Here is a 14,156-nt window from a genome sequence, read left to right as displayed (position 1 = left end):
GTTTCGCTCTTACAGCGAGTCACTTTGCAAAAGCGTTCAAAAGTGAGCCGCTGTAAGAGCGGAACCAATACAAGCCATCACTCAAATAACGCATATACACACCAACCCAATAGCGCCCCCACACGATCGGCTATAGTGCCCGACGACTCTGGAAAGGGAGACCCTTCGTGCGAATTGCGCTTTTACTGTCAGCCTGGCTCATCTGCCTGGGCGCCCAAGCCGCCCCCGTGGATGTCGCGACCCTGGACCGCGGCACCTGGCCCGAACGCCTCAGCAGCCCCGCCCTGTTCGACGTCGCCTCACGCGCAGAAATCCTGATGTTCGCCCACACCCTGCTCGCCAGCGAATCCCTCGACGAACCCGCCCTCAAGCAGCGCCTGGGCCTGAAGATCATCAACCAGGCCTCGATCGACGACCTGCGCCGCCAACTCTGGCAACGGCTACTGGAAAACTACACCTTCGCCCAACAGAGCTGCGAACAGGACGCCTCCTTCTGCTACCTGGTGGAAAACATGGACGACCTGCGCGAACAAGCCGCCAAATTCGAAGTCAGCGACAACTCCTTCTATATAGGCTGGGCCGGCCCCAGCCGCGCATTCCACGAGCGCTACCTGGATGAACAGTTGCGCAAGGCCGCCCTGTTCCCCCAGATCAGCAGCGAAATCGCGCGCTTCGGCGACCACGAGCGCAACGGCGACGAACTCAACGACCGGATGTTCCTGCTGACCTTCGACAGCGGACCGTCCCCGGTCAGCGGCAATACCGACTGGCTCGCCGACTACCTGCGCAAACAGAAAATGCACGGCCTCTTCTTCGTGCTGGGCAACAGCCTGCAAACCCGCGTCGAGAAAAGTTCGGCCACCGATGTGCAGGCGCTGTACCAGGGCCAGTGCGTCGGCATCCAGGGCTGGCAGTACCGCTCCCATAGCCACTGGGTCGACTGGCAGTCGTCCATCACCCGCAGCACCTCCCTGGCGCAAAACCTGATGCCGGAAAACTACCTGCCGCTGTTCCGCCCGCCGTACGGTCAGCGCCGGTCCGACAGCCAGGGATTTTTCCAGTCACAAGGGCTGCAAGTGGCCTTGTGGGACATCGACTCGGAAGACGAACCCGGCAAGCTCAAGGCTGATGAGTCGGCGAACCGCGTGCTCACACTGATGCTGTTGTGGCGGCGCGGGGTGATCGTCTTCCACGACACCCAGGACAAGGCGCGCATCGCTTTACCCTGGCTTTTACACGCCACGGCAGAAAGTGGACTCGGCTGGCAGGATTGCCGCGAAGCGTTTCGCTGAAAAAGCACGAAAAGCCCGGCCCTGTTGGGGCTGAGGTTTTTCAGGGGGGAATTTGAGAGGTATTTCGATACAGGCGGACTTCCGACTTTAACGGTGCAATGCCGGCGCGCCTAGTGCTATTCGTCATCCTGAAAAATAAACTTCAAAAAAGCGTCAAAGTGCTTTTTCCTGTCATGTGTTTTGCGGTATTACGAAGACAGACAGCCGAAACCTGCAACACAGGTGGCGTCTTCCAAGACACCTCTTGTGTGCACCGCACTTGACGCCCCTCAAGTGCGTTCGACGGTCGAATCGAGGCGCAGCACTGTCGCGGTATTGCGTCGACTGGCTCCCACAAAGGTGACCGAGTATGGATGATCATGGACGTAACCCTTCTTCCGACCAGCCAATCCTTTATGTGCTTGATACCAATGTACTGATTCACGATCCAAACGCACTGCTCAACTTCGAAGAACACCACGTCGCCATCCCGATGATCGTGCTTGAGGAGCTCGACAAACTCAAAAGCGGGCACCACAGCGTTGCCGCCGAATGCCGCCAGGCCATCCGCCTGATCGACAAGACCCTCGGCGAAGCCTCCCCCGACGATGTCGAGGTGGGCGTACCGATCCAGCGTGGCAAAGGCGGGCCCAAGGGCTTGCTGTCGATTCTGATGAACAAGCGCAGCGAGCCCAACAGCTTGCTGCCGGAGAATCTGAACGACAACAAAATCATCAACCAATTGATCGACCTGCACGCACGCGACAAGGACCTGCGCCTGGTGCTGGTGACCAAAGACATCAATATGCGCCTCAAGGCACGAGCGTGTGGGATCGCTGCCGAGGACTACAGTACCGACCAACTGGTTGACGACGTGTCAATGCTGTCTCGTGGTTATCACACCATGACCGGCTCGTTCTGGGATCGCGTCAGCAAGGTCGAAACCCGTCAGGACCATGGCCGCACCTGGCACCAGGTACAGCTGATCGACAACATGCCGGCTGTGCACATCAACGAATTCATCATCGACGAACAGGGTTTTGTGGGCTGGATCAAAGAGATCCAGGTCGACAAGCTGCTGATCCTCGACCTGCATCAGGAACCCCTGTTGCACCAGGAAGCCTGGGGCCTGAAACCGCGTGATATCTACCAGAGCCTGGCGCTGTATGCCTTGCTTGATCCGGACATCCACCTGGTCAACCTGACCGGCGCCGCAGGTTCGGGGAAAACCATTCTCGCCCTGGCCGCCGCCATCGAACAGACCATGGTTACCAAACGCTATCGCCGCATCATCGCCACCCGCAGCGTGCAGGGCCTGGACCAGGAAATCGGTTTCCTGCCCGGCACCGAAGCGGAAAAAATGGAGCCGTGGCTGGGGGCGATCACCGACAACCTCGAAGCCTTGCACATGGATGACGAAAACACCCATGGCAGCGTCGATTACATCCTCAGCAAAGTGCCGTTGCAGTTCAAATCCCTCAACTACATTCGAGGTCGCAGCTTCCAGCAGAGCCTGATTTTGATCGATGAATGCCAGAACCTCACGCCGCACCAGATGAAAACCATCATCACCCGTGCCGGCGCCGGTTCCAAAGTGGTGTGCCTGGGCAACCTGGCACAGATCGACACCCCTTACCTGTCCGCGACCAGCTCCGGGCTGACTTACCTGACGGAACGCTTCAAGGACTTCCCGAACGGCGTGCACATTGCGCTGCAAGGTGTCCCTCGCTCGATTCTGGCCGAATACGCCGAATCTCACCTGTAACCCATCAACCCATGTGGGAGCGGGCTTGCTCGCGAAAGCGGTGGTTCAGTCGATGCATTTATAGGCTGACACACCGCCTTCGCGAGCAAGCCAGCTCCCACATTTGATCGGCGTTGGGTTTACAATCGGAGCTCCTGATCAGGAGTATCCCTGTGCTGACTCATCTCGATTCCCAAGGTCGCGCCCACATGGTCGACGTCACTGAAAAAGCCGTGACGTTCCGTGAAGCCGTGGCCGAAGCGCGGGTGCGCATGTTGCCCGAGACCCTGAAAATGATTGTCGACGGCGCCCACCCCAAGGGCGACGTGTTTGCCGTGGCCCGTATCGCCGGGATCCAGGCCGCAAAAAAAACCAGTGATCTGATTCCCCTGTGCCACCCGTTGATGCTCACCGGGGTCAAGGTCGAGCTCAGTGCCGATGGCCTGGACGCGGTGCGCATCGTCGCCCGCTGCAAACTCTCCGGGCAGACCGGCGTGGAGATGGAAGCGTTGACCGCGGCCAGTGTTGCCGCCCTGACGATCTACGACATGTGCAAGGCCGTGGACCGTGGCATGACCATCGAAACCATTCGGCTGCTGGAGAAACTCGGCGGCAAGAGCGGGCATTTCAAGGCGGACCAGGCATGAGCATCAACGTACTGTTTTTTGCGCGCTACAGCGAAGCGATTGGCCTGGACTCCCTGGAGATGGAAGGTGACTTCGCGACGGTCGACGCTGTACGCCAGGCATTGGCCGGTGACCCGGAATTCGCAGTGCTCAATGAGGCCAGCCTGATGTGCGCTCGTAACCAGGAACTGTGCGACCTTGAAGAGCCGCTGCAAGCTGGCGACGAAGTGGCATTCTTCCCGCCCGTGACCGGAGGCTGACCATGGCGATTCGGGTGCAGGCCGAGGCGTTTGATCCCGGCGCCGAGGTCAATGCGATGCATGCGGCCAATGTGGGCGTAGGCGCGGTGGTGAGTTTTGTCGGCTATGTGCGCGACTTCAATGATGGCCTGGATGTGGCAGGGATGTTCCTCGAACACTACCCGGGCATGACTGAAAAGGCCCTCGGCAAAATCGCCGTGGAGGCCGAGCAACGCTGGCCGCTGCTCAAGCTGGAAGTGTTGCATCGCATTGGCGCCCTGGAGCCGGGTGAGCCGATCGTGTTTGTTGCGGCGGCCAGCGCCCATCGTCAGGCCGCGTTCGATGCCTGCGCCTTTGTGATGGACTACCTGAAGACGCGCGCTCCGTTCTGGAAGAAGGAAAACACCAGCGAAGGGCCACGCTGGGTGGAAGGGCGCGACAGCGATCACGCAGCCGCTGACCGCTGGAAATAACGTGTGGCGAGGGAGCTCCCTCCCCACAGCAAGCTCCCCCGCCACACAGGTCAGGTCGAGGCGTGCAGCCGGTGTGGAGAAAGCATCGCTTCGGTCAACCCGAACGCCGCCAATGCATCCGGCAAAGGCTTGCCGCGCACCAGCGCCGCACTGGCCTGGCCCATCGCCGGAGACGTCTGGATCCCGTAGCCGCCCTGAGCCGCAATCCAGAATAATCCCTCCACCTGTGGATCGAACCCGCAGACCAGATCACCATCGCTGACGAAACTGCGCAGCCCGGCCCAGGTCCGCGCAGGCCGGCGGATGCTCAGGGTGGTGGCTTCCTCGATGTGATAGATGCCCGTGGCGATGTCCAGCTCTTCCGGTTGCACATCGTGGGGCTCCACCGGGTCGGCATTGGCCGGTGAGCCGAGGAACATGCCGGCGTCGGGTTTCATATAGAACGAACCGTCGAGGGCCGCCAGCTCCGGCCATGCGTGGATGTTCAGCTCGGCGGGTGGAGAGAAGACGAACGCGCTGCGACGTTTGGGTTGCAGGCCGATTTTCTGTGCACCGGCCAACTCGCCGATATGGTCGGCCCAGGCGCCGGCGGCGTTGATGATCACCGGGGCGCTGAAGTGTTGTTGGGCCGTGCGCACTTGCCACAGTCCCTGACCGTCACGGGTTAGTTTCTGCACCTCACTGTCGGTGTGGATTTCTCCGCCATTGCGCCGAATGCCGCGCAGGTAAGCTTGATAGAGCGCATCGGTATCGATGTCACACACGGTCGGGTCGTAGATCCCGCCATGGACTTTTTCCCGGCGCAGGATCGGCATCATGGCCATCGACTCCTCGACGTCGAGCAGTCGCGTTTCTGGCACAAGGGCTTTGGCACTCAGGTACTGGCGCTGCAACTCACCGGGGTCGCCAATCAAGTCCACCAGCAATTCGCCCCGTGGGGTGAGCAAGGGGTGTTCGGCAAAGCCTGCGGGCGGCTGATCGAAGAAGGCGCGGCTGCCCAGCGTCAGCGCGCGGACCTGGGGCGTACCATAGGCGGCGATGTACAGGGCGGCGGAACGGCCGGTGGAGTGGTAACCCGGCATCGACTCGCGTTCCAGCACGATGACGCGGGCATGGTGTGACAGCCAGTAGCCGGCGGATGCGCCGGCGATGCCACCGCCGATGATGAGGTAGTCGGCCTGGTTCATGTGTTCCTCCTGGATTTGAAAATGCTGAAACCAAATGTGCAGGCTTGCTTGCTCCTCCACAAGCCCGCTTTCACATTTATATTCAGCCTGGCGATAAAGCAGGAAATCGCTATTTCCTTTTGACCTGAAAATTCCGGAAAAACTGTTATTTCTAACAGTAGGCGGTCCCTTCTATAAAGCGCTTACTTGCATCAGGCCGGTACAAGATGTGGCGTTGATGATAACTGTTCCCTATGTTGGATAAGGAGAAGGAAATGAAAGCGGAAGATCCCAATGTTCGTTTAAAAACGTTTGATATTGAATTCCCTCGCGATGGTGGCAATGTAGTTAATAATGAGGTGTATCTGGGTGGCAAACAGCAATGTCAAGTCAATATAATTGTCCAAAAGGAGAGGAGAAACGCTGAAGGTATATGGGAGCTGGCAGCCTTTGAGGCGACGGAGCTTGAAAGTGCCACGGTGGTTGAGTATTCCACAAACCCAGAAGCGACAATTCCGGCCGGATGGTATTGTGATACAAAAAGGAACGAATTTAACATGGGTCGGTGGTCGGGGGTGCTTGAGGAACCCAGCATGGCTACAGCCCCTTCTAACCCTATTATTCAGCCGATGCCCGGTATTGGTCCGCTCGAAAATGAGAAGCGATACCTGAGGTGTGATCTGAGATCAAGTGGTAATCAGCAGTTTATGGCAAAAATTACGGTGGGACGTAAAACATATACAACTAATATGGAGAGAGATAATGTTAATTATCAATCATCTGTCACTGTTAAGTGTCAAGAGCCCTATACATTGTCTGCTGAGCGGCTCGATCATTGGGCTGATACCGACGCCTTTTCAGTGCAGGGTGTGGATGTGGATATTTATTATTGGACGCCCCCCCTTGGGTTGAGATTTGTCGAGAATATACCTCCGACTGATCCCGTAAAATTAAAAGATTCATCTGTTCAGGGGGATCACTTTGATATTTACTACACTCGGGACATTGGGCACGGTATTAGACAGATCGGCGGTGTCATACGGGGTAATACTGTTGGAAACATCACAATGAATAGCCTGCTGAAAAAATCTTCAGGGGGAAATGACCCAATTCCTGCGAACAAGCGCAATACCATCATGCGTGCTGCGCGAGTCAAGGCCTGGTTGGATAACCCCAACACCGATCAACAAGGGGCCAGTATTTGGACAATGGTCGATAGTTATGGCTGCTCGCATCACTATTACCTGACCGAGACCGACAATTACAATGTGATGGTGCTGCGCGCCACTTCAAAACCCTGACGTTCCAGGCATTTCATCCCCTCTCCAAGTGCGAAGCGGTGGACCTATGGACATCTATTCGAACGCGTTTAATTTCAGTGCCCACCTCGGCGGTTCGGTTGACCTGCGTACCGGGCAGTATGGGTGTCTGATTCGTTTGGCAGTCTTGAGCCCAAAAGGGCCGTTAGAGGTCAGTCGAGAGATTGCCTTGGCGTTCTCGATGATGGATACCCGCAACAGTGGCTACGGTAAAGGCTGGAGCTTGTCGAATACCGAATTTGACCCGAACAGCTTCAAGCTTACGCTACTCAACGGTGAACAATATCTAACCCAAGGGCTGCCCTCCGTAGGGGACAATGCTGTTATTACCGACCATAAGTTGAAGGACCTCACCATAAAACGGGTTGCGCAAAATACGCTGCACGTAATTTACAAGGATGGCACTGTCGAAATCCTGCGTCCCCTCAGCATTCCCGGTCCCTATAAGATCAGTGCTATCCAGTTCGAAAATGGCGAGCGGCTGAGCTTCCGGTATGGCGGTAATAACTTATTGCAGAGCATTGTTGACGATAAAGAAATCGACCTGTTGATGCTGAAGTATTCCGCCGGATCGCTGGTAACCGCCGATACACTAATTGATGGTAATCGTTATGCCCGTACGCGATTTGAATATACTCATATCGACAACCAACTGACCAAGGTCACGGTTCCTTATGACCTGGCCGGGCCAGTCGCAAGTGAGGCCTATTCGTTTCAGTACCTCAGGTTGCCTGACGCAATGGTGGCTATTTCGCAGGTTATGACACCCATGGGGGGGCAAGAGATAATTCGGTATAACCCCAATGGGCTTCAATACGATGCCCGTTTGTATATTCCGGTCGTCACCCACTGGGAGCAAAACCCTGGGCGCGGGCAGCCCTCTGTCGTCCGATCTTATAAATACAGTCCCAACCGTAACTTCACGGGATATCCTCTGAATGGCGGATTCCGCCAGGGCCAGGATAATTTGTATCGGGTGGATAGCGAGTACGCTTATTGGGCGGAAGAAACTTACGTTGATAATAATGGCAAGCCCCTGCGGTCGACCCGCGCCACTTATAATCGTTTTCACCTGATGACTGAGGAATTAATGCTAGCCAATGGCAGCCAGGTCAAAACCGAGACTGTCTACAATGAAGTTCTGGGCATCCAGTTTCCAAATCAGCCCGCCAATCTCCAACTTCCGAGCCGCATCACCAAGACCTTTGAGCTGTATCCCCAGGGTGGCAACCCCCCAAGGGCGGAAGTGGTCAGTATTACCACCGATGACTTCGGCAACGAACTAAGCCGCACCGAGGCCTCCGGCGTACGCACCGAATACACTTATTACCCGGTGACCGGCGAGCCTCGAAGATGCCCTGCCGACCCCCATGGACTCTTTCAACGTTACCTGAAGCTGGAAAAGCTTTTCCCGGCCAGATCGACCACTGCGGCTCGGACCACTGAACATTCCCACACCGACGTCTCGATAACGGGGGGCGGCTACTTCGTCATGCCGCTCGCCATCAACCTTGAAGGGGGCACCCATACGTCTTATACCTATCATTCTGTGGCCGCCAACCCCGCCCTGCATGGTCGCTTGAAAAGCTCCACGACGACGATCGACAAACTCTCTCTGGTCTCCGATTTCACCTGCACCTTCAATGGCGACTCGATCACCGAAGTCCGGAGCTTGAAGGGGCGTGAGCCTGGTCAATGGCTTGAGTCCGCGCGCACGTGGTCACTGACCAATCAGCGTCTGCTCGACATGACACGTGATGCCGTCGGCAGCCTGGCGATGACGTACGATGTCAGTGGGCGGCTGACATCGGAAACCGCCGCGCCAGGCACGCTCCAGATGGCCCGACGTCGTTATGCCTATCACTTTTCGGCCGGGGCCAAGATGGCCCATTTGGTCACCACGGACGCACAAGGCACCGTGCTCTTCACGTATTTCGATGGCATGGGACGCCAGCTCTCTGCTGCGCAATCGCTTGATGGCATCGCGGACAATGACAGGCTTCTGGGTTCCTGGGCGTACGACGCACTCGGGCGGCTCGTGAAGCAAACCCGACTGGATTATCTGGGTGATGGGCCGCGTACATTGAAAACCAGCCACGCCTATAACATCTGGGGCAACCCGTGGACGGTAACTCAACCCGATGGTCGGGTATTGATCGATGAATATGACCCGCTCCTCAACCGCCGGGTGACGGGGGTGCAAGGTGACGCGCAACTGGAAACCTGGTTCAACGAACACAATCAACCGGCACGGGTTGAGCGGGTGAGCGTTGGCGGTGCGCGCATTGTGGTGGAAACCCGTACTTATGACGGGCTGGGCCGCTGCACGGAGCGCATCGATGCCAGGAAGACCAAGACTGAATACGCCTATGACATTTTTGATCGTGTGGTGCGCAGCCTGGAAACCCCCTCCGACGGAACGCCGCCCCGTGAGCGGTTGACGACGTATGCGCTTGGCACCAGCGAGCCAATGGTGCGCACCCTCACCGTAGACAGCAAGCTGCTTGGCACGCGTGAATACGACAGCCTGGGCCGCGTCATTTCCCAAGCGCGTGGCAACGCAACAGCCACGACCTGGGAGTACAAGCCCAACCAGGTTGCGCCAGTGGCGGTGACTTCGCCGCGCGGTGACCGCCAGGAGTACCGGTATGACCTCGAGCTGGAAACATTGACGGGCGTCCAGATGGCAGGACATGCGCCGATAGACCTTGAGTACGACCCCATCAGTGGCGCGATGCGACAATCCCTTACAGCCGGGCTCAAGCATGAGATGAGTTACGACGAGAACGGCTATCTCGCCAAGGAAGTTCAGACGCTGGGCAGTCAGGCATTGACTAGCCTGACCAGCTACTCACCGTGTGGGCGGCTGTTGCGGCATACCTCGGCGGATGGGCAGCGCAGTGACCTGAAATATGACCTGTTCGGACGCCTCCAACAGACAACCACCGGTTTTATCGGCACGATCCAGGCTTACGACAGCCTGGGGCGCCCATCGGCGCGAACCCTCAGTTACCAATTCATGCGTCTTACCGACTCGGTGGTCTATGACGCATGGGGGCGTGAGTCAGAACGTAAGCTGGATCAGTTCGGTGCGCTACTGCAGAACATCGTCAGCACCTATTACGACGATGGCCTGCTGGCCACTCGCACGTTGAAAGATGCGAATGACGCCGTGGTCACGGGCGAGACGTTCACTTACGATGGTTATTCGCGGCTCAAATCCTATGTGTGCGACGGCACGCAATTCCCGATGGATCGATTGGGTCGGGCGATCAAGCAGCAGCATTTCAGTTACGACGGTCTCGATAATATGACCGAAGTGCAGACGACATTTACCGATGGCGGTAGCGACCGTAGCGAGCGTTTTTTCCAGGGTCAAGATCCTGCTTGCCTGACGCGCGTAACCCACACTAACCCGGTGCAAAACCTGACCCTGAGCTATGACGCCTCCGGTAATTTGCAGCAGGGCACCTCCAGCCGCAGCTTTGCGTACAACGGTTTTGACCAGCTCACTGGTGTGCAGGTCGACGCTCTCAGGTACAGCTATCAATACGACGGCGAGGCACGCCAGGTGCTTGCTGCGCGAGGCAACGAAGCCCCCGTGATGCTGGCCTATGCCGGGGATCGGCTCGACACGCTGGTGGAGGGCAGTAAACGGGTGCATTACGTGCGCGACGGCGACCAGGTGCTGGCCTACCGTGATCACGGTAATCGCGAGCAACTACTGGTCAATGACGGCGCTGGCAGTGTCCGCGGTGTGGTGGCGCCTGGCATGGAGCAGGTGCGCCGGCAGTATGCGCCCTACGGTGACGCCAGGATCGCCTTGGCAGATGGCACGCCTCCTTCGATGGTCCATCTGCAACTGCCCGCATACAACGGCGAACGGCTGGACGTACCGGTCAACCTCTATCACCTGGGTAATGGGCGCCGTGCCTATGATCCCGAACTCATGGTGTTTCTCTCTCCTGATCCCCTCAGTCCTTTTGACGAGGGCGGGATCAACAGCTACGCCTATTGTGGCGATGACCCGGTGAATTGGTCGGACCCCAGCGGCCTCTTCAGTTTTCCAACATGGGCCCGGTGGGCACTGACCGGTGTTGCACTGGGCATGTCGGTGGTCACCGCTGGGCTTGCAACTGCGGGCTTGCTCGCTGCCATCGGCGCTCAAGCCGCTGCACTGACCATTGCCGGCAAGAGCGCGCTGTTGGTAGCCTCAGGCGCGGCCTCGGTAGGTGGGACGTTGGGGATTGCCGCACTGAGCGTTGAGGCGGTCGACAGTCAGATGGGCTGGGATCGCTCCAGTCAAATCAACGTCCTGAACTGGGCATCGCTGACCTTTGCAGCGGTGGGTGTCGCGGCCAGTTTAGGGGGCGCAGGCATAGCGGCGACGGGCGCTTCCCGGGCGGTTGAAGTCGCCGCAAGCCCGGCGGTCCGAAGCTTCAGTCTATTGAGTTCCCAAACAAGGGCCGGATTGCAGGCCGCTGGCAAGTTGCTGACCGGTGCTTCTTACAAGTTCTTCAATGACATTACGCTGCCAAGCCAAGCCTGGGGGGTGACGCGTTTTGGCTTGCGCGTGGTCAATCTGTACCGCTCGGTCGACGGTCGGATCAGAAAGCGCCAGCCGGCAGCGCCTATCGGGGGCGATGCCGAGAACTTGCAGCAGCCACTGGGGCAGCCGCAACCCCAGCCTCAGGCCCATCGCCTTGTCGATATGTCGGGCAGCAGCTTCACTTTCCATGAGGCCTTTTCGCAGGAGGCCTCGCGTGTTCGCCAACCCATCCTGGCCGAATGGAATTCGGCCTGAGGTCTTCCAGCTTAAGGGCGTTTGCGCTCCACCGGACGCAACAAATGCGTCGGCGGCGTTTCGCAGCTGATCTTGCGGCCCAGCAAGGTTTCGATCGACGGCAACTGATACGAGTCATCTTCACCGGCAAAGCTGATGGACACGCCCGCCGCGCCCGCGCGGCCGGTACGGCCAATCCGGTGCACGTAGTCGTCCGGCACTTCCGGCAGGGTGAAGTTGATCACGTGGCTGATGCCATCGATGTGAATCCCGCGCCCGGCCACGTCGGTGGCCACCAGCACGCGAATCTTGCCTTCGCGGAAACCTTCCAGGGTCTTGATGCGCTTGTGTTGCGGCACGTCGCCGGACAGTTGCGCGGCATTCACGCCATCACGCACCAGGCGTTCTTCGATGCGGCGCACTTCGTCCTTGCGGTTGGCAAACACCATGACCCGCTCCCAACCGTTGTCGTTGACCAGGTTGTAGAGCAGCTTGTATTTGTCGGCACCGGCCACGGCATAGATATGCTGTTCGACGTTCTCGCTGGCGACGTTGAGTGCCTCGATCTCGACGATGGACGGGTCGGTGGTCCACTGCTTGGCGAGGTTCATCACGTCTTCGGTGAAGGTCGCGGAGAACAGCAGGGTCTGGCGCTCGTTTTTCGGCGGGGTCTGGCGAATGATCTGACGCACTTGCGGGATGAAACCCATGTCGAGCATGCGGTCGGCTTCGTCCAGCACCATCACTTCGACCATGTCCAGGTGCACGTCGCCGCGCTGGTTGAAGTCCAGCAAGCGCCCCGGCGTGGCCACCAGGATGTCGCAGTGGCGCGCTTCCAGGTGCTTGAGCTGCTTGTCGAAGTCCATCCCGCCAACAAACGTCATCACGTTGAGGCCGGTGTACTTGGTCAGGTCGGCGGCGTCCTTGGCGATCTGTACCACCAGCTCCCGGGTCGGGGCGATGATCAGTGCGCGGGGTTCACCCATGTAGCGCTCTTTCGGCGGCGGGGTTTGCAGCAGCTGGGTGATGATCGAGATCAGGAACGCAGCGGTCTTGCCGGTACCGGTCTGGGCGCGACCGATGGCGTCTTTGCCGGCGAGAGTGAAGCCCAGCACTTGCGCCTGGATCGGCGTGCAGTACGGGAAACCCAGGTCCTGGATGGCGTGCATCAGTTCCGGGGCGAGCTTGAAATCATGAAAGCGGGTTTTGCCTTCCTGGGGTTCGACGGCGAAGTCTTCCAGTTTCCAGGGAATAACCACAGGTTTGGGCGCGCGTTCACGGCGCGGCTTTTCCTGGCGTGGCTCCTGGCGTGGTTGGTCGGCGGCTGGCTCTTCAGCGACGTTAACCGTGGCGGGTGTGGTCACCGGCTCTTTTTTTGGCGAGGCTACAGGTGCGGTCCGGCCAGGCTGCTGGCCGTCATTGCGGCTGCCTTGAACGTGGGCGGGGGCACTGGAACCTGGCGCGAGCTGCTCAGCCTCGCTTTTACCGAACATCTTCTTGAGTGCTTTGAGCACGGTCATCTCATCAATTGGTTAAGGAATGTACGCCGGCCAGTGTAATGCAAGAATCGGGCGCGGCGTAGTGCGTTGGTCATGCGGCTACACAATGGCTGGTTTTCAGCCCAGGCGGGCGGCCAACCAGCTGCCAATATCGTGTATCTCCTGGGGTAACACTTCATGGCCCATTGGGTATTCCTGCCATGCAACGGTGACACCGCGCGACTTCAAATGCTCATAGGCGCTGCGACCCATGGCGTTCTGCACCATGTCGTCGTATTGGCCGTGCAGGCACATCACCGGAATCCGTTGCTGGCTGGCCGATAATTCGAGTTCGTCACCGAAAGTGGGAGCGTAGGTGGAAAGGGCAATCACGCCACCCAAAGCACCCTGCCATTTCAGGAACGCGGTGTGGAACACCACGGCGCCACCCTGGGAAAAACCGGCAAGGAAAATCCGCGAGGCGTCTATCCCGCTGCTTTTTTGTTCCTTGATCAGGTCGGTAACCATTTTTGCCGAGGCTTCCAGCTCTTCAACACTGATGGAACGCGCCGGGCTCATGGCCTTGATGTCGTACCAGCTCGGCATCTCGTAGCCGCCATTGATGGTCACCGGGCGTGTCGGCGCCTGGGGCAGGACAAAGCGCGTCGACAGGAGTTTTTCCTGCAGGGCTTCGGCCACGGGCAGGAAGTCGTAGCGATCGGCACCCAGGCCATGCAACCAGATTACGCAGGCGTCTGCGGGCTTGGCGGGCTGAAGAATCAAGGGTTCGGTCATGTCTGCTCCATATATGTGCGTGCGCTCCGATTGAGTGCGTCGGAACGGTGCGCGACGGGTTGATCTGTTAAGAGAATGTCGCAAGGTTGAATCTTTTGCTCTTGACCATGGGCTGAAACGACTCAGCCATCAGTCTGGTACGGGGCTTGCTATGTGAAACCCGATGTCAAGGCTCACCCCAGGCGGTAACACTATCAGTGACTGGCGCCTGTGGGATAGCAACTGGACTTAAAGCAAAAACCTCATGCTGTTTGACCCCAAA

Annotated in this window: 10 protein-coding genes; 7 read left to right on the top strand and 3 right to left on the bottom strand. The window is 58.3% G+C overall.

Going from position 1 to position 14,156, the window contains the following annotated elements:
* The first annotated feature begins 167 nt into the window (after positions 1-167).
* From HX786_RS22760 to moaE, 5 genes are all read left to right on the top strand, one after another.
* A complete protein-coding gene (locus HX786_RS22760; protein WP_178912616.1) occupies positions 168-1,292 on the top strand; it encodes a polysaccharide deacetylase family protein in 1,125 nt (374 codons plus the stop codon).
* A 349-nt stretch (positions 1,293-1,641) separates the two neighbouring features.
* Positions 1,642-3,036 carry a PhoH family protein gene (locus HX786_RS22755; RefSeq protein WP_178912615.1) on the top strand — a complete coding sequence of 465 codons (1,395 nt, stop codon included), beginning with the start codon at positions 1,642-1,644 and terminating at the stop codon, positions 3,034-3,036.
* A gap of 152 nt (positions 3,037-3,188) precedes the next feature.
* Entirely contained in the window at positions 3,189-3,662 is a 474-nt protein-coding gene (gene moaC, locus HX786_RS22750) for a cyclic pyranopterin monophosphate synthase MoaC (protein ID WP_008435663.1), read from the top strand.
* Entirely contained in the window at positions 3,659-3,901 is a 243-nt protein-coding gene (gene moaD, locus HX786_RS22745) for a molybdopterin converting factor subunit 1 (protein ID WP_003216306.1), read from the top strand. The genes moaC and moaD overlap by 4 nt, the downstream gene beginning before the upstream one ends.
* A 2-nt stretch (positions 3,902-3,903) precedes the next feature.
* Complete coding sequence (moaE, locus tag HX786_RS22740; RefSeq protein ID WP_087692831.1) at positions 3,904-4,353, top strand: molybdopterin synthase catalytic subunit MoaE; 450 nt, start codon at positions 3,904-3,906, stop codon at positions 4,351-4,353.
* A gap of 50 nt (positions 4,354-4,403) precedes the next feature.
* Here moaE and HX786_RS22735 read toward each other — a convergent pair whose 3' ends face one another.
* Positions 4,404-5,540, bottom strand: a complete 1,137-nt coding sequence (locus tag HX786_RS22735; protein ID WP_178912614.1) for an FAD-binding oxidoreductase — start codon at positions 5,538-5,540, stop codon at positions 4,404-4,406.
* A gap of 254 nt (positions 5,541-5,794) precedes the next feature.
* On the opposite strand from HX786_RS22735, the gene HX786_RS22730 reads away from it, so the two are divergent.
* Both HX786_RS22730 and HX786_RS22725 read left to right on the top strand, forming a co-directional pair.
* Positions 5,795-6,820, top strand: a complete 1,026-nt coding sequence (locus tag HX786_RS22730) for a hypothetical protein (RefSeq protein ID WP_087692829.1) — start codon at positions 5,795-5,797, stop codon at positions 6,818-6,820.
* Positions 6,821-6,866: 46 nt separating this feature from the next.
* Positions 6,867-11,642, top strand: a complete 4,776-nt coding sequence (locus tag HX786_RS22725; protein WP_178912613.1) for an RHS repeat domain-containing protein — start codon at positions 6,867-6,869, stop codon at positions 11,640-11,642.
* 11 nt (positions 11,643-11,653) lie between these two features.
* On the opposite strand, the gene rhlB is transcribed toward HX786_RS22725, so the two are convergent.
* Positions 11,654-13,141, bottom strand: a complete 1,488-nt coding sequence (gene rhlB, locus HX786_RS22720; RefSeq protein ID WP_032899430.1) for an ATP-dependent RNA helicase RhlB — start codon at positions 13,139-13,141, stop codon at positions 11,654-11,656.
* 96 nt (positions 13,142-13,237) lie between these two features.
* On the bottom strand, positions 13,238-13,894 hold the full coding sequence (locus HX786_RS22715) for an alpha/beta hydrolase (protein ID WP_178912612.1): 657 nt from the start codon (positions 13,892-13,894) through the stop codon (positions 13,238-13,240).
* Positions 13,895-14,156 lie beyond the last annotated feature (262 nt).

It is taken from the genome of Pseudomonas sp. 21615526 (assembly GCF_013386245.1).
Classification (GTDB): Bacteria; Pseudomonadota; Gammaproteobacteria; order Pseudomonadales; family Pseudomonadaceae; genus Aquipseudomonas.
This window is presented reverse-complemented; position numbering and strand designations above follow the sequence as displayed.